21 protein-coding genes are annotated in these 26,710 nt (G+C 72.7%); 9 read left to right on the forward strand and 12 right to left on the reverse strand.

The genetic code is table 11. From position 1 onward, the window contains the following. Positions 1 to 11 precede the first annotated feature (11 nt). Genes cpaB through AB0368_RS27540 form a run of 6 tightly spaced genes read left to right on the forward strand, consistent with a single transcriptional unit; the run spans position 12 to position 6,636 of the window. Complete coding sequence (gene cpaB / locus AB0368_RS27515; RefSeq protein ID WP_366156869.1) at positions 12 to 821, forward strand: Flp pilus assembly protein CpaB; 810 nt, start codon at positions 12 to 14, stop codon at positions 819 to 821. Positions 822 to 832: 11 nt separating this feature from the next. After that, positions 833 to 1,981, forward strand: coding sequence for a P-loop NTPase (locus AB0368_RS27520; protein WP_366156870.1), 1,149 nt, complete (start codon positions 833 to 835; stop codon positions 1,979 to 1,981). A 1-nt stretch (position 1,982) separates the two neighbouring features. Beyond that, positions 1,983 to 3,353, forward strand: coding sequence for a CpaF family protein (locus AB0368_RS27525; RefSeq protein WP_366156871.1), 1,371 nt, complete (start codon positions 1,983 to 1,985; stop codon positions 3,351 to 3,353). Beyond that, positions 3,350 to 5,275 carry a VWA domain-containing protein gene (locus tag AB0368_RS27530; RefSeq protein ID WP_366156872.1) on the forward strand — a complete coding sequence of 642 codons (1,926 nt, stop codon included), beginning with the start codon at positions 3,350 to 3,352 and terminating at the stop codon, positions 5,273 to 5,275. The genes AB0368_RS27525 and AB0368_RS27530 overlap by 4 nt, the downstream gene beginning before the upstream one ends. Position 5,276: 1 nt before the next feature. After that, a complete protein-coding gene (locus tag AB0368_RS27535; protein WP_366156873.1) occupies positions 5,277 to 6,200 on the forward strand; it encodes a type II secretion system F family protein in 924 nt (307 codons plus the stop codon). 10 nt (positions 6,201 to 6,210) lie between these two features. Continuing rightward, complete coding sequence (locus AB0368_RS27540; protein WP_366156874.1) at positions 6,211 to 6,636, forward strand: response regulator; 426 nt, start codon at positions 6,211 to 6,213, stop codon at positions 6,634 to 6,636. 46 nt (positions 6,637 to 6,682) lie between these two features. On the opposite strand, the gene AB0368_RS27545 is transcribed toward AB0368_RS27540, so the two are convergent. The 3 genes from AB0368_RS27545 to AB0368_RS27555 all read right to left on the reverse strand — a co-directional run bounded on the left by AB0368_RS27545 (position 6,683) and on the right by AB0368_RS27555 (position 10,444). Continuing rightward, positions 6,683 to 9,046, reverse strand: a complete 2,364-nt coding sequence (locus AB0368_RS27545; protein WP_366156875.1) for a right-handed parallel beta-helix repeat-containing protein — start codon at positions 9,044 to 9,046, stop codon at positions 6,683 to 6,685. Between the two features lie 61 nt (positions 9,047 to 9,107). Next, entirely contained in the window at positions 9,108 to 9,896 is a 789-nt protein-coding gene (locus AB0368_RS27550; protein WP_366156876.1) for an alpha/beta fold hydrolase, read from the reverse strand. Then, positions 9,893 to 10,444, reverse strand: a complete 552-nt coding sequence (locus tag AB0368_RS27555) for a pyridoxamine 5'-phosphate oxidase family protein (RefSeq protein ID WP_366156877.1) — start codon at positions 10,442 to 10,444, stop codon at positions 9,893 to 9,895. The genes AB0368_RS27550 and AB0368_RS27555 overlap by 4 nt, the downstream gene beginning before the upstream one ends. 111 nt (positions 10,445 to 10,555) lie before the next feature. Between AB0368_RS27555 and dacB the strand changes: the two genes are divergently transcribed. After that, positions 10,556 to 12,163, forward strand: a complete 1,608-nt coding sequence (gene dacB, locus AB0368_RS27560; protein ID WP_366156878.1) for a D-alanyl-D-alanine carboxypeptidase/D-alanyl-D-alanine-endopeptidase — start codon at positions 10,556 to 10,558, stop codon at positions 12,161 to 12,163. Here the strand turns inward: dacB and AB0368_RS27565 are convergent. Further along, positions 12,160 to 14,082, reverse strand: a complete 1,923-nt coding sequence (locus tag AB0368_RS27565) for an acyl-CoA dehydrogenase family protein (protein WP_366156879.1) — start codon at positions 14,080 to 14,082, stop codon at positions 12,160 to 12,162. The two genes, dacB and AB0368_RS27565, sit on opposite strands and share 4 nt — an antisense overlap. 157 nt (positions 14,083 to 14,239) lie before the next feature. Between AB0368_RS27565 and AB0368_RS27570 the strand changes: the two genes are divergently transcribed. After that, positions 14,240 to 15,460 carry a carbohydrate-binding protein gene (locus tag AB0368_RS27570; RefSeq protein WP_366156880.1) on the forward strand — a complete coding sequence of 407 codons (1,221 nt, stop codon included), beginning with the start codon at positions 14,240 to 14,242 and terminating at the stop codon, positions 15,458 to 15,460. A 38-nt stretch (positions 15,461 to 15,498) separates the two neighbouring features. On the opposite strand, the gene AB0368_RS27575 is transcribed toward AB0368_RS27570, so the two are convergent. Next, the gene (locus AB0368_RS27575; protein ID WP_366156881.1) at positions 15,499 to 17,115 is read right to left on the reverse strand and encodes a methyl-accepting chemotaxis protein; all 1,617 of its coding nucleotides are present in this window, start codon (positions 17,113 to 17,115) and stop codon (positions 15,499 to 15,501) included. Between the two features lie 158 nt (positions 17,116 to 17,273). Between AB0368_RS27575 and AB0368_RS27580 the strand changes: the two genes are divergently transcribed. Beyond that, the gene (locus tag AB0368_RS27580; protein ID WP_366156882.1) at positions 17,274 to 18,233 is read left to right on the forward strand and encodes a 3,4-dioxygenase subunit beta; all 960 of its coding nucleotides are present in this window, start codon (positions 17,274 to 17,276) and stop codon (positions 18,231 to 18,233) included. Position 18,234: 1 nt separating this feature from the next. Here the strand turns inward: AB0368_RS27580 and AB0368_RS27585 are convergent, their stop codons facing one another. The 7 genes from AB0368_RS27585 to AB0368_RS27615 form a co-directional block, all read right to left on the reverse strand. Further along, positions 18,235 to 19,884 (reverse strand): methyl-accepting chemotaxis protein, encoded by a 1,650-nt coding sequence (locus tag AB0368_RS27585; RefSeq protein ID WP_366156883.1) that lies wholly within the window; start codon positions 19,882 to 19,884, stop codon positions 18,235 to 18,237. Positions 19,885 to 19,944: 60 nt separating this feature from the next. Next, positions 19,945 to 21,345: an N-acetylglucosamine/diacetylchitobiose ABC transporter substrate-binding protein gene (gene ngcE, locus AB0368_RS27590; protein ID WP_366156884.1), complete on the reverse strand. Its 1,401-nt coding sequence runs from the start codon at positions 21,343 to 21,345 to the stop codon at positions 19,945 to 19,947. A gap of 207 nt (positions 21,346 to 21,552) precedes the next feature. Further along, positions 21,553 to 22,746, reverse strand: coding sequence for a sigma-70 family RNA polymerase sigma factor (locus AB0368_RS27595; RefSeq protein WP_366156885.1), 1,194 nt, complete (start codon positions 22,744 to 22,746; stop codon positions 21,553 to 21,555). 20 nt (positions 22,747 to 22,766) lie between these two features. Beyond that, positions 22,767 to 23,123 carry a YciI family protein gene (locus AB0368_RS27600; RefSeq protein WP_366156886.1) on the reverse strand — a complete coding sequence of 119 codons (357 nt, stop codon included), beginning with the start codon at positions 23,121 to 23,123 and terminating at the stop codon, positions 22,767 to 22,769. 63 nt (positions 23,124 to 23,186) lie between these two features. Then, positions 23,187 to 23,600, reverse strand: a complete 414-nt coding sequence (locus AB0368_RS27605; protein ID WP_366156887.1) for a DUF6069 family protein — start codon at positions 23,598 to 23,600, stop codon at positions 23,187 to 23,189. Between the two features lie 118 nt (positions 23,601 to 23,718). After that, a complete protein-coding gene (locus AB0368_RS27610; protein ID WP_366156888.1) occupies positions 23,719 to 25,557 on the reverse strand; it encodes a GGDEF domain-containing protein in 1,839 nt (612 codons plus the stop codon). Positions 25,558 to 25,620: 63 nt separating this feature from the next. Further along, the gene (locus AB0368_RS27615) at positions 25,621 to 26,664 is read right to left on the reverse strand and encodes a M15 family metallopeptidase (protein ID WP_366156889.1); all 1,044 of its coding nucleotides are present in this window, start codon (positions 26,662 to 26,664) and stop codon (positions 25,621 to 25,623) included. Positions 26,665 to 26,710 lie beyond the last annotated feature (46 nt).

The raw sequence follows: 26,710 nt of genomic DNA on the forward strand, positions 1-26,710 counted from the left end.
GAAGGACAGACATGAGACGGCGACTTCTCGCGGTGCTCGTCGCGGCCGTCCTCGCCGGCGCCGGCTGCCTGGCGGTGGTCGCGTACGTGCGCGGCGCCGACCGGCGGGCCCTCGCCGGCCGGGAGGCGGTCTGGGTGCTCGTCACCAGGCAGCAGATCCCGGCGGGCACGAGCGCGGCGGCCATCCGCGACGGCGGGTACGCCGAACGGGTCGCCATGCCGGCGGCCACGGTGCCCGGCAACGCCCTCGGCGAGGTGGACGAGCAGCTCGACGGGCTCGTGCTCACCGCCGACGTGGCCCCCAGCCGGCTGCTGCTGCGCGGAATGTTCGCCGAGCCGAGCCAGGTGACCGGCGGTCTCGCCGTACCGGACGGCAAGCTCGCGGTGAGCGTGCAGGTCAGCGCCGCCGCGCGGGTCGCCGGATTCGTCCGCCCCGGCTCGCGGGTCGCCGTCTTCACCACGTTCACGGTGCGCGAGGGGCGGGGCCGGGTGCCGGCCGGCGACGGCCTCAGCAGCGGCCACGACTACAACCAGGCCACCCGCCTGCTGCTGCCGCGCGTCGAGGTGATCGCGGTGGGCGAGCGGGGTGCCGCCGGGGCGGCGACCTCCGGTGACAGCACCGCCCCCGGCCCGTCCGCGCCGGCGACCTCGTCCGGCGCCAAGACGGCCGCCGGCATGCTCGTCACCGTCGCCGTGACCCAGGCCGAGGCCGAGAAGCTGCTCCACGTCTCGCTGACCGGCGTGCTGTCGCTCGCGCTGCTGGACGACACCGCCACCGTGGAACCCGACGAGGGCGTCGACAACAACTCCCTCTTCCCGTGACGGCGGCTGCGATGACGATGACCATCTACTGTGAACCGGGTCTGGACGCCACGTTCCCGGGTTCCGCCGAGCCCGCGTACGCCGTACCGGAACCGGCGCTGCTGCCGGCGCTGCTGGCGGACCGACCCGAGGCGCAGCTGGTGGTGATGGGCCCCGGCGTCCCGCTCGCCGAGGCCGTCGCGTTCACCACCCGCCAGCGTGTCGAGCGGCCCGCTCTCGGCGTCGTGCTGCTGCGCGACCACGTCGAGGTGGACGTGCTCGCCGAGGCCATGCGCGCCGGCGTCCGCGAGGTCGTCGCGGCTGGGGACCCCACCGCCGTGGACGCCGCGTGCATCCGGTCGCTGGACCTGACGCGCCGCCTCAACCCGGCGGCACCCACGGCGGGGGCCCAGGTGATCACCGTCTTCGCCGGCAAGGGCGGCGTCGGCAAGAGCACGATCGCCACCAACCTGGCCGTGACGCTGGCCGCCGGCGGCCGGCGCCGGGTCTGCCTCGTCGACCTCGACCTCCAGTTCGGCGACGTCGGCATCCTCCTGCAACTGCCGCCGGATCACAGCCTGGCGGACGCCGTCGCGATGGCCGGCCGGCTGGACGAGGACGGGGTACGGTCGCTGCTCACCCCGTACCGCCCGGGCATCGACGCGCTGCTGGCCCCGGCCGGCCCCGCCGAGGGCGACCAGGTGAGCCGCGAGCTGGTCACCGAGCTCCTGAGCGTGCTCGGGCCGATGTACGACTTCATCGTGGTGGACACCCCGCCGTACGTCAGCGACCAGGTGCTGGCCGCGCTCGACCGCACCGACTGGTTCGCCCTCGTCGTGACGCCGGACCTGCCCGCCCTCAAGAGCGCCCGGCTGACGCTCACCACCTTCGAGATGCTGGAGTATCCGGCGGACCGCCGGCTGATCGTTCTGAATCGGGCGGACTCGGAGGTCGGACTCACCGTCGCTGATGTCGAGAAGGCGCTGGGTCAGCCGGCCGCGGTGCTGATGCCGTCCTCCCGGGACGTACCGCTGTCGGTGAACCGTGGCGTGCCGCTCGCCGCCGACCGGCCCGCCCACCCGGTGTCCCGGGCCATGGCCGACCTCGCCGCACGCTGCGGCGCCCGCGACGACGCCCCGGCGCGCCGCCCGATGGCGCGGCTGTTCGGCCGGAGGCGCTGAGATGGGCCTGAGCGAACACCTCTCGCAGCGTCAGCGGCCCGGGGAACCGGCCCGGCCCGAGACCGGCCAGCCGCGGACCGCCGCCGGGCGTCCCGCGCCGGACCCGCTCGCCGACGTCCGGCAGCGCATCCAGCGCCGGCTGGCGGAGCTGCTCGGCCCGAAGCTGTACGACGACATGGGCGCCGCCGAGGAGCTGGAGCTGCAGGTCCGCCGCACCGTCGCCGAGCTGCTCGCCGCCGAGGAGACCCCGCTGACCAGCGCCGACCGGGCGCGGATCACCGGCGAGGTGACCGACGAGATCCTCGGGCACGGGCCGATCGAGCCGCTGCTGCGCGACGCGAGCGTCAACGAGGTGATGGTGAACGGCCCGCACCGGGTCTACGTCGAGCGCGGCGGGCGCCTGGAGCCCGCGGGTATCGAGTTCGCCGACGAGGCCCACCTGCGCCGGGTCATCGACCGCATCGTGTCGCGGGTGGGCCGCCGCGTCGACGAGGCCAGCCCGATGGTCGACGCCCGCCTGCCCGACGGCAGCCGGGTGAACGCCGTCGTGCCGCCCATCGCGCTCGACGGCTCGACGCTGACCATCCGCAAGTTCTCCCGAGACCCGTTCACCGTCGAGGACCTCATCGCCTTCGGCACGCTGACCCGGCAGACGGCCGATCTCCTGCGGGCCTGCGTACGCGGGCACCTCAACATCGTGGTCAGCGGCGGCACCGGCTCCGGCAAGACCACCACGCTCAACGTCCTCTCCGGGTTCGTGCCCGCCGAGGAGCGGATCGTCACCATCGAGGACGCCGCCGAGCTGCAACTGCACCAGGACCACGTGGTACGCCTCGAGTCCCGTCCGCCGAACGTGGAGGGTCGCGGCGCCGTGACGACCCGGGACCTGGTCCGCAACGCGCTGCGGATGCGGCCGGACCGCATCGTCGTCGGTGAGGTCCGCGACGGCGCGGCGCTGGACATGCTCCAGGCCATGAACACCGGCCACGACGGGTCGCTGACCACCCTGCACGCCAACACGCCCCGCGACGCGCTGGCCCGGCTCGAGACGATGGTCCTGATGGCCGGCATGGACCTGCCCGTACGCGCCATCCGCGAGCAGGTCGCCTCGGCGGTGCACCTGATCATCCAGGTGAGCCGGCTGCAGGACGGTACCCGGCGGATCACGCATGTCACCGAGGTCGTCGGCATGGAGTCCGGCACCATCACGCTGCAGGACCTGTTCCTCTTCGACATGCGGGCCGGCACCGACGCCGCCGGGCGGTTCCGCGGCAAGCTGGGGCCCACCGGGCTGCGCCCGCGGTTCCTGGAGCATCTGGCCGCCCACGGGATCACGGTCCCCGTCGACGTCTTCCAGGCCGGCGCCCGATGATCCGGAACCTGATCGCGGCCGCCGCCCTGCTGACCCTCACCGTCCTGCCGGCACACGGCGCCGCGGCGGCACCGGCGGGCGCGCCGGGCATCGTGGTCACCGGCGTGCAGCCGTCGCCCGGCGCCGTGGAGTTCTTCGTCTCGGGCCGGCACCTGCCTGCCGGAACGACGCTCTCCGGGGCGCTGGTCACGGTGACGGCGGATGGTGTCACGCTCGCGGCCCGGGGCCGTACCGTCGCGGGCACGTCCGAAAAGACTCCGGCCCGCGCGGTCGTGCTGGTCCTCGACACCAGCGGGTCGATGGCGGGTGCCCGGCTGGCGGCCGCCCGTGCGGCGGCGCTCGACTACGCGGCGGCCGCACCGGCGGACATCCGGCTGGGGGTGGTCACGATCTCGGACGACGCCGCCGTGGCGCTGAGGCCGACCACCGACCGGGCGGCGTTCCGCGCGACGATCTCCCATCTCGCCGCCGAGGGCCGGACCGCCCTGTACGACGGCGTCCGCGCCGCCCAGGAGCTGCTCGACGCACAGGAGGTGCTCGAGCGCCGCATCGTCGTGCTGTCCGACGGCGCCGACACCTCCTCGAAGGTGAGCGCGGAACGGCTGCTGACGGCCATGGCGCGGGCCGACGCCTCGCTGGACGCGGTGGCGTTCGGCGCCGAGGCGGACCGGCAGCGGCTGGCCGACCTCGCCGGTGTCACCGGCGGCCGGGTCCTGACCGCCGGCGACGCGCCGGCGCTTCGAGCGTCCTTTCGCGACATGGCAGAGGACCTCTCGGCGCCGATGGTGGTTCGCGTCGTCGTACCGGCGGAGCTGGCGGGCCGGCCCACGCTGCTGCGCGTACGGCTGCGACTCGGCGAGCTGGAGCTCGGCGCCGACGCCCCGGTCACCTTCCGCGCCGACCCGGCGGCGGGATCCGCTCCCCCGCCTGTGACGCTCGCCGGGCCCGCTTCGCCCGGACCGGCACCCACGCTGGCGGTGGTGGCGGTCGCCATCTTCGGTTCGGTGCTGCTGGCCCTGCGTCCCCTCCTCGGCCGCGGGCGGGTCCGGCGACGGCTCCGGGAGCTGGACCGGTTCGTTCCGGCCCGCCGCGGCGCACCGGCGGAGGCGGCGGCCGGCGGCAACGGACTCGTCCGCGCCGTGATGGAGGTGTCGGAGCGCGCGGTCCGCAAGCCGGACCGCCACCGGCGCCTGGAACTCATGCTCGACCGCGCCGGCAGTTCGCTGCGCCCGGCGGAGTGGCAGCTGATCCGGCTCGGCTGCGCGGTGGGCGGGGCGGTCGCGCTGGCGGCCCTGCTGCCCTGGTGGGCCGGCGTACCGGGCGGGTTGCTGGCCGGGTGGGGGGCGGCCGGACTGCACCTGCGGTTCCGCGCCGCCCGGCGGGTCCGGTCGTTCGCCGTCCAGCTGCCGGACGCCCTGCAACTGCTGGTCGGCTCCCTGCGCTCCGGCTTCTCGCTGCCGCAGTCGCTGGACGCGCTGGTCCGCGACGGCGCCGAGCCGATCGCCGGGGAGCTCGGCCGCGCGCTGGCCGAGACCCGGCTCGGCGGGGACCTCGAGGAGTCGCTCGAACGCGTAGCCGAGCGCAATGCCAGCCAGGATCTCTCGTGGCTGGTCATGGCGATCCGGATCCAGCGCGAGGTCGGCGGCAGCCTCTCGGAGGTCCTGGAGACGGCGGTGGGCACCATGCGGGAGCGGGCTCGCCTGCACCGGCACGTCCGCGCGCTCTCGGCGGAGGGACGGCTGTCGGCGATGATCCTCTTCGGCATGCCCATCGTGCTCGGGGCGTGGATGTTCGTGTTCCGGCGTGAATACCTGCGCCCGCTCTACACCGAGCCGCTGGGGCTGCTGATGCTCTCCGCGTCGGTGGTCGGCGTCCTCATCGGCGGCGTCTGGCTGCGCAAGCTCATCAAGGTGGAGGTGTAGCGTGCCGCCCTCGATGCTGCTCGGCCTCGGCCTGGTCGCCCTGACCGGCGCCGTGCTGGTGCTGGCGCTGGCCTTCGCCGGCGCCCCGGCCGGCGCGGCGGTGGCCCGGCTGCTCGAGTCGACGCCCCGGCCGGACCCGGCGACGTTCGTGGCGCCCCGCGACCGGCCGCTCGCCGAGCGGCTGGGTGCGCCGCTGACGCGGCAACTGGGCCGGCTGGGCACGGTGCTGACCCCGTCCGCAGTCGTCGCACGCCTCCAGCGGCACCTGGACTACGCCGGGAACCCACCGGCGCTGCCGCTGCAGCGGGTCGTGCCGCTCAAGGGCGTCACCCTCGTGGCCGGCGCGATCGCCGGTGCCGGCTTCGGCGGCCTGCTGGGCGCCGCGGGCGGTGCCGTGACCGGCGGCGTGCTGGGCGCGGCCGCCGGGTTCTTCGGGCCGGACCTGCTGATCTACAACATGGCGCTGAAGCGGCAGCAGGAACTGCTGCTGTCCATGCCCGACGTGCTCGACACGCTGGTCATCAGCGTCGAGGCGGGCCTGGCCTTCGACGCGGCGATGGCACAGGTCGCGCAGCACGGCCGCACTCCGATGGCGCGGGAGTTGTTGCGCGTCCTGCAGGAGATGCAGCTGGGCGTCGGGCGGGCCGCCGCGCTGCGCGCGCTGGCCGCCCGGACCACCGTCCCCGAGCTGCGCACGTTCGTGACGGCGGTGGTGCAGGCCGGCGAGCTGGGCATCCCGATCGCCGGGGTGCTGCGCGAGCACGCCTCCGAGATGCGGGTGCGGCGCCGCCAGCGCGCCGAGGAGATCGCGCAGAAGGTGCCGATCAAGATCCTGTTTCCGGTGTTGTTCTGCCTGTTCCCGGCCCTGTTCGTGGTGATCCTCGGACCGGGCGTGTTGCAGATGATCCACGCGTTCGCGCGGTGAGAGGAGAGGCATGGCCAAGGTCCTGGTGGTCGACGACGACCCGGCGATCCGGCAGTTGCTCAGCGACGTCCTGGAGCTGGACGGTCACGAGGTGCATGTCGCCGTGGACGGCGCCGAGGGTGTGCGGGCGTACGCGAGCGTGCGGCCGGACTTCGTGGTGCTGGACGTCATGATGCCGCGGCTGGACGGGTACGACGTGCTGCGCAGCATCCGGGCCGGGGAGGGCTCCGAGGTGCCGGTGCTGCTGCTGTCCGCGGCTCCCGACTGCGCCACGCGCGGCCGGGAGATCGGGGCGAGCTACTACCTCGCCAAGCCGTTCACCGCGGACGAGGTGCTGTACCTGATCGACGGCGTCGTCGGGCACCAGACCCCGATCGCCGACGTCCGGGCGGCCGTCGACGTCGCCCGGGGCCGCGGCTACTCCGGCTACGCCTGACGCGCCGGGCGGACACCTTTCGTCCGCCCGGCGCCAGGAGTACGCCCTACGAGACGGCCACAGTGGAGAGCGTGGAGTTCGCGCCCGCGGTGTACGCGACCACGTGGTAGGCGGAGGTCTTCGCGCGCGCCTCCGGGTCGATCCACTGCTCGGTACGCGTACCGGCGACCAGCCCGAGCCGGTCGACGAGGTGCACCTCGTCGGCGACCGTACCCTCGATGAGGTACCAGGCCTGCACCGACACCGCGTCGGCCGGCGCCTGGAACGTGTAGCTGCTGGTGATCCAGCCGTTCGCCGAGTCGGTCGTGGCGTGGTTGTTCGTGGCGAGGTTGTACACCGAGCCCGTGGCGGTGGTGAACTTCAGGCCGGCGCGTACCCAGCGGCCGGCGCCCGCGGCCTTCGCGGAGATGACCGAGGTGTAGCTCTGGCCCGGCGTGACGCTCAGCGCCCGGCCGGCGAAGCTGACCTCGCCGGAGCCGCTGGAGGTCAGCGACATGGCGCCCGTACCGACGGCGCCGGTGTCGACGCGGTCCAAGGTGGTGCGGAATCCCGCGGTCCACCCGGCGATGCCCGCGGCGGCGTCCTCGAAGCCGGCCTCGTCGGCCGTGAGCAGGTTGCCCGGGATCGTCGCGCTGCCCACGGGCACGTCCCCGACGAGCTCGTCGTCGCGGTACACGCGGTATCCGGCGATCGGGCGGTCCTCCAGCGCGTACGACTCCTCCCAGCTCAGGGTGGCGCCGCTCGCGGTGAGGCCGGCGGGCGCCTCGGGGGCCAGGGCCACATCGCGGTAGGCACCGGCGATCACCCTGGTCACCGCGTTGGTCTCCCCCGCCGGGCCGGTGAGCACGGTGTTCGACGGTACGGTGGGCGCGCGGCGGGCACCCAGCTGGATGCCGTACCAGGTGGTCCTGTGCGCCCGGCGGTCGCCGACGACGTTGCCGTAGATGCGGTCGCCTTCGCCGATCGACAGGCCGATGCCGGCGGTGTCGAAGAGCCCGGCGCCGGTGTCGTAACCGGTCGAGCCGCCCCAGCCGGAGTTGCGGACCCGGTTGCCGGTGATGGTGTCGGGGGCGTTCTTGGCGTGGCCGTAGCTGCCGAGGACGAGGATGCCCGACTGGCCGGAGTACCGCACGACGTTGTCGCGGACGACGTTGTTGCCGCCGGGGCGCACGACGTGGTCGCCGGCGGCGGTGCTGTGGTCGTCCCAGCCCCCGGTGGTGCCGGCCGTGCCGTCGGCGTCGCGGTAGTCGTCGTAGACGATGACGATTCCCGCGTCCTCGGCGTGGCTGATCCGGTTGCCCGAGACCACGGAGTCGCGCGGGTTGGTGATGTCCCGGTTCTCGCCGCTGTGGTCGTAGCCGCCGTTGGTCTTGAGGCTGATCTGGGCGCCGTACAGGACGTTGTCGGCGACGGTGGCCTGGACCAGGCCCTCGAGGTACATGTTCCCGTAGAGCGACTTGTCGCCGCGGGCGGCGGCGACGGCACGGTCGGACGTGACGCTGTTGTGACGCACCGTGGTCCGGATGGCGTTGGTGAAGTCGAAGCTGTTGCCCCGGATCGTCTTGTCGAACTGGTTGTCCTCGACGACGACGCCGTCGTTGCGGCTGCCGCCGCCCACGTTGTCCTCGTCACCGGACTCCGCGCCGCCCCAGTTGTCGAAGCGGTTGTCGACGATCCGGACGTCCTTCACCCCGTCGCCGACCCAGATCTTGAAGTACTCGAGGTTGGTGAAGCGCACCTGGCGTACCGTCCACCGGTCGCCGACCGCGATGCCGCCGCCGGCGTTCGTGCTGGCCAGATCGCCCTGGGGCCCGCGGAAGTCGCAGTACGCGCCCGGGCGGCCGGGCAGATCCCGGCGGACCGGCGCGCCGGCGCCCTCGCGGCAGTTGCCGTTCACGGTGAGGTCGGCGACGAGGTTGCTGCTGCCGGCCCGGCGGGTGTGGTAGTCCCAGCTGATCAGGTAGCCGTACGTGAAGTTCTGCCAGGAGGCCGTGATCATCGAGACCGTGGTGTCGGTGATGCCCCGGCCCCGCAGGTTCACGTCGGGCGGCAGCTGCAGGCCGCGGCTCAGCCGGTACGTGCCGGCGCCGAGCAGCACCGTGGCCGGCCGGGCGGCCCGGAGCACGGATCCGTCGGCCTTCAGCACCGCCGGGACGACCAGGGTGGCCGCCTTGGCGACCGCGGCCTGCAGCGCGGCGTGGTCGTCGGCGCCGGACGGGTCCGGCGCGAAGACGCAGGCGGCGTCGGCGCGGCAGTCGCGGACCTTCATGGCCGCGGGGGCCACCGTCGCCGCCAACGAGTACCGGGGCGGGTCCGCGGGGGCAGCCTGCGCCGGCCGGCCCACCAGCCCCGGGATCGAGACGAGCGGCAACAGGGCGGCGGCAGCCCACCGCCGGGCGAGGTACGTCATGCGTGCCCCATCGGCTCCTCACCTCAACGGCGGGTCAACGCGGGGTCATCTCGGGCGCAGGTCAGGCCGGCCGGTCCAGGAAGTCGACGAGGAACGGCAGGGTACGGGCCAGCGGGCCGGTGTCCCCCGCGGCGGCCAGTTCGCCCAGGTAGTCGCCGTGGTTGCCGGGCACGATCAGCACACGGGCGTCCGGGATGAGCGAGGCGAGGCGGACCGCGTGCTCGGTGCGGACCACGTCCCGGTCGGCGGCCACGACGAGGGTCGGCGCGGTGATCGAGGCGACCAGGGCCTCGGGCCAGTCGGTGAAGCCGGTGAGCATGAGGTCCCGGTCCAGGTGGAACATGAGCTCGGCGTGTGCGGGATCACCGCTGACGGCCAGGTCCGCCTCGCGGTACGGCTCGGGGAGGTCGGCGTACGTCGCCGCCGCCAGTCCGTCCCAGAACCCGTCGACCATGCCGTCGCGGCGGAACGGCGCGGAGGCGACGACGAGCCGGTGCACGGCGGCCGGGTGCCGTACGGCCAGCTGCATGGCGACCTGCCCGCCGTTGCTGAACCCGAGCACGTCGACCGGTCCGAGGGCAAGTTCGGCCAGCAGCCCCGCGACGCCGTCCGCCGACCGCTCGAAGGACGCGGCCCGGTCGCCCGCACCGGTGCGTCCGTGTCCCTGGAGCTCGACCGCGAGCATCCGCCGGGATTCCCGCAGGGCCGGGATGAGCCGGCCCCAGTTGGAGTCGATCGTCGATCCGCCGCCGTGCAGGAGCAGCAGCGGAGGGCTCGAGCCGTGCGGCGTGCCGTGCCATTCGAAATACAGCGGGAGCCCGGCCGACGAATACCCGTACTCGTCGCTCATGACAACGCCGGCAGGCCGTCGATGCTGTGGGCGTTGCGGGTACGCCGGTACTGCGCCAGGTCCTCGTCGCTCTTGCGTTCCGCCCACCGGACGAGCAGGTCCCGGTCCCCCGCGTACTCCATGAGCGGGACCTGGTAGCCGCAGGAGTCGCTGATCCGCTCGACGGCGACCTCGATGACCGACCGCAGGCCGTGGGCCGGCTCGCCGGGGAACAGCGTGAGCAGATCCGCGAATCCGGCGTCCTCGGGTGCGACCACCCGCCCCCGCCCGTGCAGCCGGACGATCTTCGGCGGCCCCTGGAACGCGCACAGCATCAGCGTGATGCGCCCGTTCTCGCGGAGGTGCGCGATGGTCTCTGCTCCGCTGCCAGTGTAGTCCAGATATGCCACCCGATTCTCGTCCGGCACCGCCAGGCAGCCGGTGCCGCCCTTCGGGGAGACGTTCACGTGTCCGCCGGAGCCGCTCGGTGCGGTGGCGACGAAGAACATCGGCTGCCCGAGGATGAACTCGCGCAGCCGGCCGTCGATCGCTTCGTAGACCTTGCCCATGCGCCCGATCGTCGCAGCAACCGTCCCCCCACGGCCAGTGCCCCCACCGGGATGCGCCGTCGTGCAAGGATGTGCCGCGCCACCTTCCGACGAGAGCAGAGTAGAGGGTCAATGCGTACGACGCGCTTCAAGCTTCCGGTGATCCCGGCCCTGGCAGTGGTCGCAGTGGCCGTCACCGGTACGGCGTTCGCCGTCGGCACCGCCTCCGCCCAGACGACGACGGCCGCCTCGGACGCGGCCCTGGTCGCGACGCTGGACCAGGTGCTCGCCGACCCCCGCCTGGCCGGCTCCACCACCGCCCTGCAGGTCCGGGACGCGACCAGCGGGGCGGTCATCTACTCCCACAACGTCGACCAGCGGGTCATCCCGGCCTCGAACGAGAAGCTGATGACCTCCGCGGCGGCCCTCGAGGTGCTGGGCACCGGCTACAAGTTCCACACGGTCGCCCGCTACTCGGGCACCAAGAGCGGCACGACCGTCTCCGGCAACGTCTACCTGAAGGGCCAGGGCGACCCCACGCTGACGTACGCGCAGTTCGACGCGATCGCCGCGGCTGTCTCCGGGGCCGGGATCAAGAAGTTCACCGGGTCCCTGGTCGCCGACGACTCGTGGTTCGACCACACGCCGCTGGGCCTGGACTGGTCGTGGCAGGACGAGACGTACGCCGACAACGCCCGGATCTCGGCGCTGACGATCGCCGCCGACGCCAACTTCAACACCGGCGCCCTCTCCGTGCAGACCAAGCCCGGCACCGCCGCGGGCCATGCGGGCACCCTGACGCTCACGCCGGCCAACTCGGTCGTGAAGGTGGTCAACAACACGGTCACCGGCGCGGCCGGTACGGCCACCACCATCTCGGCCACCCGCGGGCACGGCACCAACACCGTCACCGTGGCGGGCTCGATCCCGCTCGGTGGCGCCACGAAGACGAACCTCGTCTCCGTGCAGGACCCGACCAAGCTCGCCGCCGGCGTCTTCCGCGACGCCCTCAAGCGCCACGGCGTGACGGTCTCCGGCTCCACCACCACCGGGACCACGCCCAGCTCCGCCAAGACGATCACCGACCACGCCTCGATCTCGCTCGGCCAGCTGCTGCCGTACTTCCTGAAGCTGTCCAACAACGGCCACGCCGAGCTGCTGACCAAGGCGATGGGCCGGGCCAAGACGCCCGGGTCGGCCGGCAGCTGGAGCACCGGCCTGACCGCCGCCACCGGCGCGCTGAAGAGCATCGGCGTCGACACCAGCAAGATCACCATGGGTGACGGCTCGGGCCTGACCCGCCGCGACTGGCTCACCACCGCCCAGATCGCCACCCTGCTCCACGCCGCGCAGTCCCGCCCGTGGTTCGACACCTGGTACGCAGCGCTGCCGATCGCCGGTGACCCGAACCCCCTGATCGGCGGAACCCTCGCCAGCCGCATGCGCGGCACTCCCGCCGCCGGCAACCTGCACGGCAAGACCGGCACCCTCTCGGGCGTCAACGCCCTGTCCGGCTACGTCGCCGACCGCGCCGGACGCAAGCTGCTCTTCTCGTCGATCTCCAACGCCGCGCAGTCGAACGTCAGCGACCTGCTGGACACCGCCGCCGTGGCCATGGCGAGCTCCGGTGGTCCGTCGGCGGCGTCGCTGCGGGCACGGCAGCTGCCGACGGTGCCGCGCCACGTCGTCACCCGCAACGGCGAGGACGTCGAGTGCTCGTGGGTGCCGGACGCCTGCTAGCCGGACTGCTCCGGGGCATCCGGTGGCGGAATGCGGCGACGCACGTCCGCCACCGTGCCCGGACCGGGCTGCCAGGCGGCCACCCAGGCGTTGTCGCTCGGCGGCGCGACCATGCCTTCCTCGAGGAAGGCGTACCGCCCGTCGAGCAGGCGCCGCGCCGCCTTCCCGTCCAGCGCGTCGGTGTTGTCCCAGAGCGCGGTGAAGAGGGCCTCCACCCGCAGCCGGGCCTGGCGGCAGAACAGGTCCGCCAGCTCCGTGCCCGCCGGCCGGTCGCGCCGCTCGGCCCGGGCGCGGACGCAGGTCGCCGACATCGCGAACAGCTCCGCCCCGATGTCGACGATCCGGCCGAGGAAGCCCTGCTTGCGCTCGAGCTTTCCCTGCCAGCGGGACATCGCGTAGAACGTCGAGCGGGCCAGTTTGCGCGAGGCGCGCTCGACGTACCGCAGGTGGGCGGCGAGCGGGCCGAACTCGGCGTACGCGTTGAGCGTCTGACCGCGGCCGACCGCCAGGGTCGGCAGCCAGCGCGCGTAGAAGGCCCCGGCCCGCGCTCCGGCCCGGGCCTTGCGGGCCAGCCCGGCCTCCGGGTCGACGATGTCACCGGCGACCGCCAGGTGGGCGTCCACCGCCTCGCGGGCGATGAGCAGGTGCATGATCTCCGTGGAGCCCTCGAAGATGCGGTTGATCCGCAGGTCCCGCAGGATCTGCTCGGCCTCGGCCGGGCGCTCGCCGCGGGCGTCGAGCGAGGCGGCCGTCTCGAAGCCGCGGCCGCCGCGGATCTGGACGAGCTCGTCGGCGACCCGCCAGGCCATCTCGCTGGCGAAGAGTTTGACCAGCGCCGCCTCGATGCGGATGTCGTTGCGGTCGTCGTCGGCGATCAGGCAGCTGAGGTCCAGCATCGACTCCATCGCGTACGTCGTCGCCGCGATGAACGCGAGCTTCGTGGACACCGCCTCGTGCTGACCGACCGGGCGGCCCCACTGCACGCGGTCCGCCGACCATTCGCGCGCGATCTGGAGTGACCGCTTGCCCGCACCGACGCACATGGCGGGCAGGGACAGCCGGCCGGTGTTGAGCGTGGTCAGCGCGATCTTGAGGCCCTTGCCGAGGCCACCGATGACGTTCTCCGCGGGCACGAACACGTCGTGGAACCGGGTGACGCTGTTCTCGAGCCCGCGCAGCCCGAGGAACTCGTTGCGCCGTTCGACCGTGATGCCCGGCGCGTCGCCCTCCACCACGAACGCGGTGATGCCCTTGTCGGGCACCCGGGCCATCACGACCAGCAGGGTGGCCACCGTGCCGTTGGTGGCCCACAGCTTGATGCCGTTGAGCCGGTAGCCGCCCTCGACCGGTTCGGCGACTGTTCCCAGGCGGGCCGGGTCGGAGCCGACATCGGGCTCGGTGAGCAGGAACGCGGACACCTCCCCCGCCGCGAGCCGGGGCAGGAAGGCCTTCTTCTGCTCGGCGCTGCCGAAGATCTTGAGTGGCTGTGGCACGCCGATCGACTGGTGCGCCGACAGCAGCGCGCCGACGGCGGGGCTCACCGAGCCGACGAGCGTCAGCGCCTTGCAGTAGTGCAGGTTGGACAGTCCGAGGCCGCCGTACTCCTTGTCGATCTTCATGCCGAAGGCGCCGAGGCGGGCGAGGCCGTGGAAGACCTCGTCCGGGATGCGGGCCTCGCGCTCGATGCGGGCACCGTCCATCTCGGAGCGGGCGTACGCGTCCAGCCTGGCGAGGAAGTCGTCGGCATCGGGGCGCGGCTCCGGGGCCGGCCAGGGATCGATGAGGTCGAGCCGGAAGCGCCCGAGGAACAACTCCTTGCCGAAGCTGGGCTTGCGCCACTCGGTCTCCCGAGCCGCCTCGGCCACCCGTCGCGCCTGCTGCTCGGAGACGTCGGCCGGCTTGCGCTGCGTCGTGGTCACGGTTTACCCCCTTGACCCGGGTACGGCTACCGCCACGACGCTACCCATCTCCGTTACCGAGCGGTAGCTCCCCGCGCTCGCCAACGAAATGTTAAAGAGTGTTGACAATAAGTCTTTCCATCGACGAGGCTCCATGAAACGAGCCTCAGGAGGAGCGATGAGACCCTTGCACCGGTGGGTGGCGCTGGTGGCGGGAGCAGCCACCGTGGCAGCGGCGATGATGACGGCGCCGGCCAGTTTCGCGGCGACCGGCAGCGGCGCCTCGGTTCTCGTGGCATGCTCCGCCCCGGCCTGGGCGGAAGGCACCGCGTACGCGGCGGGCGCCCAGGTCACCTACGGCGGACGGCTCTACCAGGCCCTCGTGGCGCACACCCCGCCGCCGGGCGCGGGCTGGAACCCCGTCGCCGCCCCGTCGCTCTGGCGTGACCTCGGCGCCTGCGACGGCGGCACCCCGCCCACCACACCGCCCACGACCCCGCCGACCGTGCCGCCCCCCACGACGGCCGGGCTGGCCACCGCGCCGTACGTGGACATGGGCGCCTGGCCCACCCCGTCGCTGGCGTCCATGGTGAGCAGCGGGAACCTGAAGAACGTCACGCTCGCGTTCATCACCGCGTCCGGGTGCAAGGCCATGTGGTTCAACGCGTACGACCCCCGGGCCGGGTGGGCCAGGGACCAGATCGACGCCGTCCGGGCCCGCGGCGGGGACGTGAAGATCTCCTTCGGCGGCGCCACCGGCATCGAGCTGGCCCAGTCGTGCACCAGCGTGGCCGCCCTGCAGGCCGAGTACCAGGCGGTGGTCAGCGCGTACGGCCTCAAGTACATCGATCTCGACATCGAGGGGGCGGCCTCCGCGGACCCCACGTCCGTCAACCGCCGGTCGCAGGCGCTCGCCGGGTTGCAGCGCGCCAACCCCAGCCTGCGGATCTCGCTCACCCTGCCCGTACTGCCGGAGGGCCTCACCGCGGACGGGCTCAACGTGGTCCGCTCCGCCCGGGACGCCGGCGTGGCCGTCGATCTGGTGAACGTCATGGCCATGGACTACTACCGGGCCGGGGACTACGGCGATCTGGCCGTACAGGCGGCGAACTCGACCTTCGGCCAGCTGAAGTCCCTGTATCCGGGCCGGACCGACGCCCAGGTCTGGAAGATGGTCGGGGTCACCCCGATGCTCGGGCAGAACGACGACGGCCACGTCTACGACCAGAACGACGCCCGCCAGATGGTGTCCTTCGCCCAGGGCAAGCACCTCGGCATGCTGTCCTTCTGGGAGCTGACCCGCGACCGCAACGCTTGCACCGGCGCGCTCTACATGTGCACGAACATCCCGCAGGCGGCGTACGAGTTCAGCCGCATCTTCGCCGGCTACACGGGATAAGGGGCCACCCGGCCGGGTGGCCCCTTATCCCGGCCGGGTCAGATCTGGAAGCCGGCGACGAGCGTGTGCAGCTCGTTGCTCATCCGGGCCAGGTCGGTGGAGGCCTGCTGAGCCTGGGTGACGCCGGTCGCGGTGGTACGGACGGCGACGGCGACGCCGGCCATGTTGTCGGCGATCTCCCGGCTGCCGGACGCCGCCTCGGCGACGTTGCGGCTCATCTCGGAGGCCGTCGCGGTCTGCTCCTCCACGGCGGCCGCGATGAGGTTCTGCGAGTCGCTGATCCGGCCGATCACGTCGCTGATCCGGCCGATCGCACCCACCGCGCTGTCCGTGTCCGCCTGGATGGACTGCACCCGGCGGGCGATGTCCTCGGTGGCCTTCGCGGTCTCCTGGGCCAGGTCCTTGACCTCGCCGGCGACCACTGCGAAGCCCTTGCCCATCTCACCGGCGCGGGCGGCCTCGATGGTGGCGTTGAGCGCCAGCAGGTTGGTCTGCTCCGCGATCGCCGTGATCACCTTGACCACGTCGCCGATCTCCGCCGAGGACGTGCCCAGCTTGCCGACCGTCGTGGTGGTGTCCCGGGCGGCCGTCACCGCCTCGGCGGCGGTGCGAGCGGCCTCGCCGGCGTTGCGGGCGATCTCCTGGATCGACAGGCCCATCTCCTCGCTGCCGGCCGCCAGCGTGTTGACGTTGCCGGACACCTGGTCGGCGGCGCCGGTCACCACGTTGGCCTGAGCGTCGGCCTCCTCCGCGGAGGCGGCGATCTCCGTCGACACGGCGGACAGCTCCTCCGAGGCGGCCGACAGGGTGCCGGCGTGCCCGGCGATGGTCGACACGGTCTCGCGCAGGGCGGCCGCGGTGGAGTTGAGCGCCTCACCGAGCCGGCCCATCTCGTCCTTGGAGCGGACGTCGGCCTGCGCGGTCAGGTCACGCTGGGCGAGCCGGTGCAGCGCCGAGACGACGACCGAGAGCGGGCGTACGACGGACCGGGTGACCAGAATGCTCAGCAGCACCGCCAGCAACAGGGCCACCGCCAGTGCCACGCCGAGCACCGTCAGGCTGGCGACCCGCGCCTTGGCCGCCTCCTTCCGCAGGGACGCGACCCGCGTGTCGACCGACTTCTCCAGCTCGGCGGTGATGTCCAGGACCGCGCCGTACGAGTCGGCCGCCTCGCCGCCGTTGATGCTCTTCATCGCCTTGGCCCGGGCCTCCTGGGTGTCCGGCTTCAGCCACTCCATAAGGGTGTCGTCCCACTTGAAGAAGTCGTCCCAGGCGGGCTTGAGCTCGGCGAACTTGGCCTGCTCGGCCGGGGTCATGTCGGCGGTGTGCGCCGCCGCGTACGTGGCGTAGATGGAGGCCTTCGACTTCAGCTCGCCCTGGCGGTTGTAGCCGTCGGCGCCGGTGGCATATGCGTACCCGAACGCGCCGGCGTCGGCGACCACGAGGCCCTGCCACCCGGTGACGTCCGCCGCGTAGTACTTCATCAGCTGCACGTCGTCGCGGACCTGCTCCATGGCGGCCAGCCGCCGCTGGGCGTCGTCCTGCTGGCGCAGGCCCCACCAGCCGGCACCCGCGGCCGCCAGGATGAGCACGGTCAGGACGCAGAAGGAGAACGCCAGCCGCTTGCCGACGCTCACGTCACGGAAATACCGCACGACACAACTCCAGGGCTTTTCGGGAAAGCTTGGGAATACGTCTTAATGATCGGCAGCTTCGGCGCGCAGCAAAGGTCTGACTTTGGTGCTAACAGCCAATAAGGCACCCCGCGGTCTGCGAAGGTGGCTCTGGGGAGTCGTCACGACGGGAGTCATGCATGCCGCAGAGCTACGAGGGGCGCCCACTCGCCCGGCCGGGCGAGGAGCTCACCGACCAGGGCCTGGGCTTCGACCTGGGCACCCTGATCGACCGCCGGCAGCTCCTGCGGGCGCTCGGCCTCGGCGCCGCCACCCTCGGCCTGGCCGGCTGCACCGACGACGACCGGCCCACCGTCCGCAGCACCCCGGGGAAGTCGTTCTCGCCGGTGCCGCTGGGCGAGATCCCGGACGAGACCGCCGGCCCGTATCCCGGCGACGGGTCCAACGGCCCGGACGTGCTCGAGCAGAGCGGGGTCGTCCGCGCCGACATCCGGTCCAGTTTCGGTACGGCGAGCGGCACGGCCGAGGGCGTTCCCATGAAGCTCGAGCTCACCCTGCTCGACCTCGCCAACCGCGGTCAGCCCTTCGCCGGGGCGGCGGTGTACGTGTGGCACTGCGACCGGGCGGGCCGCTACTCGCTGTACTCCGAGGGCATCCAGGACCAGAACTACCTGCGCGGCGTGCAGATCGCCGACACGGACGGGCGGGTGCGCTTCACGAGCATCTTCCCGGCCTGCTACAGCGGGCGCTGGCCGCACATCCACTTCGAGGTCTACCGGGTCCAGGACGACATCACGGACCCTGCGAAGGCCGTCGCCACCTCCCAGGTCGCCCTGCCGAAGGACGCCTGCGACAAGGTCTACCACCAGTCCGGCTACGAGGCCTCGGTCACCAACCTCGCCCAGGTCAGCCTGTCGGGCGACAACGTGTTCGGCGACGACTCCGCCGCCCACCAGCTCGGCGTGGTGGCCGGGGACCCGGGCAGCGGTTACACCGTCTCGCTCGACGTCGCCGTCGACGCGACCACAGCCCCGGGCGGAGGCCAGCTGACCGGCGACGGCGCACCGTCCGGCGCACCGGGCGGCACCCCGCCGAGCGGCCCCCGGCCCACCGGTCCGCCGCCCACCACGGGGCCCTGAGCTACCGGGACCCCGGCAGCCCGGCGTCCACGCGGAACCGGCCGACCATGGTCTGCAGGCGTTCCGAGACCATGGCGAGTTCGTCGGCGGAGGTCCGTACCTGCCCGATCCCCTCGGCGGTCGCCTGCGTGGTGTGCGCGATGAGGCGGACGTTGTCGGCGATGCGGCCGGTGCCCGCCGCGGCCTCGGCGATGTGCCGTCCCATGCCCTCGGTGGTGCTGCTCTGCGCCTGGACCGCGTCGGCGATCGTTCCCTGATGCTTGTTGACCTCGCCGATGACCTCGCCGGTCACCGAGATGGCCGACACGGCCCGGTGCACCTCAGTCTGGATGGCGGTGATCCGGCGGGTGATGTCCTCCGTCGCCTTCGCGGTCTCCTGAGCCAGGTCCTTGACCTCCCCGGCGACGATCCCGAAGCCCCGGCCGGCCTCGCCGGCCCTGGCCGCCTCGATCGTGGCGTTGAGGGCGAGGAGGTTCGTCTGTTCGGCGATCCCGTTGATGATTGCCACGACATCGGTGATGGCCGCGGACGACTCGCCCAGCTTCGTCACGGTGCCGGTCGCATCCTCGGACCGGGACACGGCCGTGCGACCGGCCGCGCTGGCGTTCGCCGCGCTGCGGGCGATGTCGCCGACGGAGGCGGTCATCTCCTCGGTGCCCTCGGCGACCGTGTGCACGCTGCGCGACACCTCTTCGGCCGCCGAGGCCGCCGACTCCGCCTCCTGATGGGCCTGCCGGGCGCTCTGCGACATCTCGTTGCTCACGGTCGAGAGCTCCTGCGCGGCGGCGGCGGCGCTGGTCGCCGACTCGGCGATGTCGCGCACCAGGTTGGCGATGCCGTCGACGAACCGGTTGAACCGTCGGGCCAGGTCGCCGACCTCGTCGCGGCGGGTCTCGTCGACCCGCCGGGTCAGGTCGCCGTCGCCGTTGGCGATGTCGTCGATGCGGCGCGACAGCTCGTTGATCGGCGTGGTGATGCCCCGCGTGAGCCACAGCGCCAGGAGCACCAGCGACACGAGCGCCAGCGCCGTACCGCCGAGGACCACCGAGGCGGTGCTGGTGGCGGCCGCGGCGGAGGCGTCCTGCCGCTTCGCGACCACCGCACGCTGGGCGGCCAACATCTTCCCCACGACGGTCTCGACCCCGCTCATGAGCTGCTGACCCAGGTCCGTGGCCTCGAGCGCGCTCGCGGCGGCCAGCCCCTGGCCGCGGCGGGCCTCGATGATCCGTGACATGAGCGCGAACCGCGCGTCGACCAGCGGCCGCAGCTCCCGGATGAGGTTGCGCTGCACCAGGTCGGAGTGCGTCGACGCCGCGACGCGGGCGATGAGGTCGTCGACCGATCGGCGGGCGGCGTCGAACGGCGCGAGCGAGTCCTGGTCGTTCGTGATGAGGTAGCCGCGCTCGCCGTTCTCGGCCCGCGAGAGCGTGACACCCAGCGCCTGCAGGTCGTCCATCACCGAGCGGGCATGCGTCACGGCGCTCTCGTTGGAACGCAGCCGTGTGGTGTTGTAGTACGAGATGCCGCCGACAGCCGTCAGCAGCACCAGCGCCACGGCGAAACCGGCGAGCAGCCGCCGGCCGATCGTCCAGCGCCAGCGCCAGCGCCCGCGCGGCGGCGCGGACGCCGGCGCGCCGCTGCTCCGCTTCATCGCGTGATGGAAGGGCCGCACCGTGACCTCCAGGCGTAGTCGGATCCGGCTGGTCGGGGGCTATTCGTCCCGGGTGAACTTCGTGATGGAGGAGTCCTTGGCGACGGCGTCGGCGGCCCGCTGGAGCTTGGCCGAGAACGTCGCGGGAGTCGTCAGAGCGCCGGACATCACCTCGGCGATGGCCGCCTGCCAGGCCTTGTCGAGGTCTCCGTACCAGTCGCTGAACCGCCAGCTGATGGTGTTCGTACCGGCCTGCTTCATGACCGCCGCGGCCGAGGTGAGCCCGGCGGAACCGGTGACCGCGTCGGCGGCCCCGGCCACGCAGGACAGTGACCGGGTCAGCTCGGAGAACTTCTGCGCGGCCGGACGCGACAGCATGATGCGCAGGTATTCCAGGCCACCGGCCTTGTTGACGGCCTTCGTCGGCACCACGAACGCGCCGGCCGCCGACGCGCGTACCGTCTCGTAGGGCATCTTGTCGCCGGCGGCGGCGCTCCACACCGGAGCGATCGTCAGCTTCACCTCGGCGGGCAGCGTGTCCTTCATCTCGTTCTCGAGCCAGGTGCCGCACGGCAGAAGGGCGGCCTTGCCGTCGATGAGGGCCTGCTGGGATTCGGTGTGCGAGAGCTTGTCGCTGCCCGCCAGCACGTACCCCTTCCGGACCATCTCGATGACCATGGAGATGGCGGTCTGCACCGCATCCTGGCGCCAGGCGTTCGGCTCCAGGTTGTCGATCTTCATGGCGGCCTCCCGCCCGCCGATCTTCTGGATCCAGTCGGCGATGGGCCAGCCCATGTAGTACGGATACTGGCCCGCGTGCGCCCACGGCGCCACGCCCGCGGCCTTGATCTTCGGCGCGAGCGCCATGAACTCGTCCCAGGTCTTCGGTGGCTGCCAGCCCTGGCGGTCCCACAGCGAGGCGTCCCGGAACAAGCCGAAGACGGTGAACGCGTAGTTCATCGAGTAGAGCTTGCCGTTGAAGGTGCCGGCGGCGACCGTGCCGGGCACCAGCGCGTCGCCGACCTTGGCGCCCGGGTCGTCCAGGCTCGGCGCCTGGAGCAGCTCGGTGAGGTCGCACAGGGCGCCCTCGTTGACGAGCGTGCCGATCACGAACGCGTCCGCCCCGTCGTTGTTCATCACGTCCGGCGGCGTGCCGGCGGCGAACCGCGGCTGCAGGTCGTCGTGGATCGTCTTGGTGGCGGTGTGGGTCACCTTGGTACCCGGAAACCGCTGCACGAACATCGCCTCGTGGGCCTTGGCGTAGTCCTCGCCGAAGCCGCCGTTGAAGATGACAACGTCGAGCGGCTGGGCGCCCGCGCCTCCGAAATAGTCGGCGGCCGCTCCCGTCCCGGACCCGTTGTCGCAGGCTCCGAGCAGCGGGACGGCGGACGTGCCGACCACGGCGGCCACGGCGGTCCTCAGAAGAGTCCGGCGTGCGAGGACGCCGTCCAGATCCCCCACGGATACGCCACCCTTCCCATAGTCCACAGGTCAGCGCGACGGCGGGGGGCAGCTCCCCGGGTCACAATGGTCAGACCTTCACGGGCGCCGCAACGGCTCCATCGCAACCGGATCGGCGCCGCATCCGGCGCCGTGATCCTCACGTTCGGGTCAAGGGTAGATCGTCTCCCGGCGGCGTGTGCCGTTGATCGGGAAAGCTAAGGATGTTTAGTCGGCCGCTGCGTCGAGCCCGGCACGACGGCCGCGGAGGAAGGCCCGTTCGGTCCCGGTGCCGGCCAGTGCGATCGCCTCGTCGTAGGCGGCCGCGGCCTCCGCTCTGCGGCCGAGCCGCGCCAGCAGGTCGGCCCGGGTGGCCGGAAGCAGGTGGTAGCCCGGCAGCTCGACGCCCTCCAGGGTGGCCAGGGCCACCGCCGGCCCGTGCACCTCGGCGACCGCCACCGCGCGGTTGAGCGCGACCACCGGCGTCGGCGCCACGGCCTGGAGCTGGTCGTAGAGCGCCAGGACCTGGGACCAGTCGGTGGCGGCGCCGTCGGTGTGCACGGCGTTGATCGCCGCCTGGATCTGGTACGGACCCCGCCGGTTGCGCCGCAGGCAGCGGCGGACCAGGTCGTGCCCCTCGGCGATGAGCGCCTTGTTCCACAGCGACCGGTCCTGGTCCGGCAGCAGCACCAGCTCGCCGGCCGGGCCGAGCCGGGCGGGCCGGCGGGCCTCGGTGAGCAGCAGCAGGGCGAGCAGGCCGAGCACCTCGGGCTCGTCGGGCATCAAGGCGGCCAGCTCCCGGGCCAGCCGGACGGCCTCGGCGCACAGGTCCGTACGGATGAGCGACCCCGACGTGGCCGCGTAGCCCTCGTTGAACATCAGATAGAGCACCGTCAGGACCGGCGGCAGGCGATCCGGAAGCTCCTCGGCCGCCGGCACCCGGTACGGAATGCCGGCGTCGCGGATCTTCTTCTTGGCGCGCACGATGCGCTGGGCGACGGTGGCCTCCGGCACGAGGTAGGCCCGCGCGATCTCCGGCACCTCGAGCCCGCCGAGCAGGCGCAGCGTGAGGGCGGTCCGCGCGTCGGCGGCGAGCGCCGGGTGGCAGCAGGTGAAGATGAGCCGGAGCTGGTCGTCCCGCACGGGTCCCACCTCCCGAGGCTCGTCCGGCTGATGCAGCAGCAGTGCTTGGGCGTGCCGTGCCTCACGGGTCGACTCACGGCGCAGCCGGTCGACGGCACGGTTGCGGGCGGTGGTCACGATCCAGGCGCCCGGGTTCGGCGGCAGGGTCTCCCACTTCTCCAGGGCCACCGCGAAGGCGTCCTGGACGGCCTCCTCGGCGACGTTGATGTCGCCGAGGAGGCGGACGAGCGTGGCCACGCAGCGGCCGTACTCCGCGCGGTAGACGCCGTCGAGGTCCATGTCGGTGTGCCGGTCCGCGGTCAGCTCTCGGGTTCGTCCTGGAAGGGCCGCACCTCGACCGGCCCCATGCAGGCCTCCGCGCACTTGGCCGCCCAGGCCAGCGCCTGGTCGAGATCCTCGCAGCGCAGGACCCAGAACCCGCCGAGCTGTTCCTTGGTCTCGGCGAACGGTCCGTCGGTCATGGTGGTCCGGCCGTTCTCCGACCGGACGACGGTGGCGGCCTCCGCCGGCAGGAGACCTCCGCCGAAGACCCAGGCTCCGGCCGCCTGCAACTCGCGGTTGACCACGTCGACCTGGCCGTAGAGGGTCTGCATCTCCTCTTCCGACGGGGTCGGCTGGCCCTCGACCATGTGTACGGCGAGCAGGTACTGCTTCATGACGTTCCTCCGATGAAGTGGACGGGTGAAATGGTGGCAGAAGCGGGGTGACAGCGGTACCGGTCAGGCCGGCAGGCGGCGCGCGACGGCGGGGATCACGATGGCGGCGGCGATCAGGTGGGTGAGCATCAGCAGCGCCTTGGTGCCGACGGCGGCGTCCGCGAGCACGTCCGGGACCAGCGACAGGACCGTCAGCACCACCGTCGTACGGACGAAGGCGCGGCGCGGGGCGCGGACCGTGCGCGCGAGGACCGCGGCCAGGGCCAGGCCGATGATCGAGCAGATCGCCGTCAGCACGCCGAACCCGGACAGCGGGATCGGGGCCCCGCCGACGTCCAGGCTGAGGCCGGCGGCCCGGCCGGTGGCGGCGACGGTCATGGTCGCGGCGCAGGCGGCCGCTGCGGCGGCGATCCCGGTCCCGATCAGCGCGGCGAGGCTCGAGTCGGCGGCGCGGGTCGTCTTCGCGGTGGTGGTCATCGTGCCCTCCGGTGGTTCGGCAACCGGCTCGGTGCCGGCCTCTCACCAGGGCTACGAAAACGGGCCGCCCCGATCGACAGGGCGGCCCGAATTTCTCAGAAGTTTTTTGACCAGTGCGTCAGACGGCTACCGGTGCGGTCGCCGTCGCGATGTCCAGGGCCGGCTTGGGGTCGCCGACCACCCCGCCGGTCTCCAGCGCGAGGAACGCCTCCACGACGTGGGCGGGAAACTGCCGCCCGCTGCCGCGGCTCAGTTCGGCACGGGCCTGGTCCACCGGCAGTCCCGGGTGTCCCGGACCGGGCATCCGCAGGACGGCCCACGCGGCGCAGACGCCGGTCACCGCGCTGGCCGGAACCGGCACCGCGTCCGGGCGCCGGCGGGCGACCTCGGCCACGATCGTGGCCCAGTCCTGGATGCTCTGGTCGAGCTCCACCAGCTCGTCCGGGACGGCCGGGGCCGGCTGCGTCCGGACGGCCGGGTCGGCGATCACCACGCGGTCGCGGCCACCGCGCTTGGCCGCGTAGAGGGCGGCGTCGGCGGCGTTGACGAGCTTGTCGGCCGCGACCACGTGCGGCGACCCGGAGGCGGCACCACCGATCGACACGGTGACCACGACGGGCGTACGGCCGTCGACCAGCACCGGCGCCTCCTTCATCCGGGTCCGGATGCGTTCGGCCAGGACGGCCAGATCCTCCTGGTCGGTGGCGGTGGCCAGGACGGCGAACTCCTCGCCGCCGAAGCGGGCCACCACGTCGCTGCCGCGGCAGGTGCTCCGCAGCCGGCGGGCGACCTCGACGAGGACCTGATCGCCCGCGGGGTGCCCGTGCGTGTCGTTGACGCGCTTGAAGTGGTCCACGTCGAGAAGCAGCAGCGCGAACGAGCCGCCGTGCCGGGACGCCCGGTCGATCTCGACGCGCAGCTGCTCCGACAGGAAGCGGCGGGTGTAGAGGCCGGTGAGGGCGTCGGTGATCGCCAGCCGCCGCTGCGCCGCGATCAGCCCGGCCATCCGGAGCAGGACGAGCAGGAACAGCGCCGCCGATGCGCCGACCACCATGAGGTCGGAGCTGGCGGCACCCCGCAGGTTCTGCACCACGAGGACGGCAGGGGCCATCGAGGTGGCGATCCCGAGCAGCACGAGCCGGTACGACGTGGCGCCCGAGCGGGTCTCCGCCGGGTCCGCCGTGCGCCGCATCGACGGGTGCAGGCCCGCCGCCCCGAGCGCGATGTAGCTGAGCATCCAGATCGCGTCGGGCCAGCCGCCGTCGGTGAACGAGCCCATCAGGGTGAGCAGGCCGTAGGTGGTGTCGGCGAGCAGGGTGAGGCCGAGGAAGGCCAGTAGCAGCTGGTAGGCCGGCTGGCGGGCCCCGCCGCTGAGCAGCATGCGGATGGCCACGGTCAGCACGCACAGGTCCATCACCGGGTACGCGGTGGCCGCGACCCGGTCCAGCGTGCCGATGCCCGGGGTGGTGACCGTCGGGTGGATGAGGAAGACCCACCACAGCACCCCGACGCCGATCGCGAGGATCGCGGTGTCGACCAGCGCGGCGAGGTTGCGTTCCGGGGAACGCTTCCGGCTCAGCCGCACCAGGGCGGCGGCGACGAGCACGTACTGGCCCAGGTAGAGGACGTTCGCCAGCGGCGGGTAGCTGGAGTCGTTCTGCGAGGCGATGTAGTAGGTGATGTCGCCGCTCAGGTACATCACCTGGCCGGCGGCGAGCAGCCACCAGACCGAGGAGAGCTGTGGCCGGTGCCGGCGGATGCCCGCCACGATCGCGACCGACGCCGACCCGCTGATCAGGCAGTAGAGCCACGTCTGCAGCCCGGGCGCACCGACGGCGGGAACCACGTAGTAGCCGGCGAGGGGCACCAGAGCGCCCACCGTCCAGACGACCCAGGCCCACCGCCACACGTCGGGACGCGCCGGGGTGCCACCTGTCTGGCCATCACGAGAAGTCACGAAATCCATCCCATCATCGGGCGTTCACCGATCGGTAGTGCGCGGGTTGCCCCTGGGGAGCCGTCAGCCGCCGGTGATCGACCAGTGCCAGGCCTCGGAGGGCAGGTTCACGAACCCGTACCGGCCGGCGTTGGCGGCCAGCCACCGGAACGCGGCGCTGTCGCGGCCGATCGTCCTTCCCTCGGAGCTGATGTCGATGGCCAGGCCGAGCTCGTGCAGCGACCGGCCGGGAATCGCCGTCGGCACCCGGCACGAGGAGGCCGGCGCGGTCCAGACGTCCGGGCAGCCGTTGACCTTCCGCAGCTTGATCTGCTGCTGCTTGGTCCGGAACCCGCCGCCGGAGAGGACGATCCCGTCGGCCTTCGCGTCGGCGAGCATCCGCCGGAACGTGAACGCGACGCTCTTGTGCACGGTGATGCCGTTGACCGTGGTGGTGTCCGCGACGGTGAACCGGGTCCGCACGTCGGTGACGACGTCCCGGCTGATGGCCGCGGCCTGCCCGGCGAACTCGGCGGACTTGTCGAGCGCGATGAGCCGCTGCTGGTTGGTCCGGATCGCCGTCGTGAGGCGCTGGTACGCGGCGACCACCCGGTCGAGGGTCACGGTGGCGGTCCGGGCGGAGGACTGCGCCGCCTTCAGCGCCACGGCGGTCTTGCGCGCCTGGACACTGCGGGTGCTCGCGGACTGCACCGCGGCGGTGACGGCACCCTTCGCCCCGGCCACCACGACGCCGCTGCGCGGCCGCTGCTGCGACACCAGGGTCAGCCTGTTGCGAGCGCTGGTCAGTCCCTCGCGGGCGACGGCATAGCTGGTACGGGCGGCAGCGTCGGCGGCCACGGCCGTGGTCAGCTCGGCCTGGGCGGCGGTGTGCGCCTCCCGGCCCTTGCTGACCCGGGCGGACTGGGTCCGGAGGGAGGCCCGCTGAGCGGCGAGCGTGGTGCGCACCCGGACGTACGCGGCGGACGGGGTGAGGCTGTGGTGCATCAGCGAGGCCCACTGCTGCGCAACCTGGGGCACCGCGGCCGACGTGGGAATGGGTGTACCGGTGATGGTCAGCACAGCGGCAAGGGCCGCGACCAGCAAGAATCGAATTCGCGGTGTCGTCATCGGCGTACGCTCCTCGGCCTGAACGGTCAGGGGGCGGGACAGAGAC

It is taken from the genome of Actinoplanes sp. NPDC051475, from assembly GCF_040689425.1.
Lineage (GTDB): Bacteria > Actinomycetota > Actinomycetes > Mycobacteriales > Micromonosporaceae > Actinoplanes.